At 62.7% G+C, this 557-nt stretch carries 1 protein-coding gene; it reads left to right on the top strand.

What is annotated here, in order from left to right; all coding sequences use genetic code 11:
• A partial coding sequence (locus JK635_RS27965) for a serine/threonine-protein kinase (protein ID WP_202653057.1) occupies positions 1-557 on the top strand: 557 nt, incomplete at both ends.

Genomic DNA, 557 nt, shown 5'->3' with positions numbered 1-557 from the left:
AGCCGCAGCCATATCTACCTGGCGCAGGACAAGGAGAGCGGCGAACTGCAGATCCTCAAGACGCCGTCGGTCGACCTGCAAGGCGACCCGGCCTATCTGGAAAGCCTGCTGATGGAGGAATGGATTGCGCGCCGCATCAGCAACGCCCATGTGCTCAAAGCCAGCGCCCAGAACAGGAAACGCAATTATCTGTACGTGGCTACCGAGTTCATCGAAGGCCAGACACTGGCGCAATGGATGCGGGACAATCCACGTCCCGACCTGGCCACGGTGCGCGGCCTGGTCGAACAGATCGCCCGTGGCCTGCTGGCGTTTCACCGGCTGGAGATGCTGCACCAGGACCTGCGCCCCGAGAACGTCATGATCGATGCGTCGGGCACGGTGAAGATCATCGACTTCGGCTCGACCCGGGTGGCTGGCCTGACGGAAACCGCGATGCGCCTGGAACGGGCCGAGATGCCAGGCACGGCGCAGTATGCCGCGCCCGAATACTTTCTGGGCGAGCCCGGCACGCCGCGCTCGGATCTGTATTCGCTTGGCGTCATTGCTTATCAAAT

It is taken from the genome of Neobacillus paridis, assembly GCF_016765675.1.
GTDB lineage: Bacteria > Bacillota > Bacilli > Bacillales > Cytobacillaceae > Neobacillus > Neobacillus paridis.
This window is presented reverse-complemented; position numbering and strand designations above follow the sequence as displayed.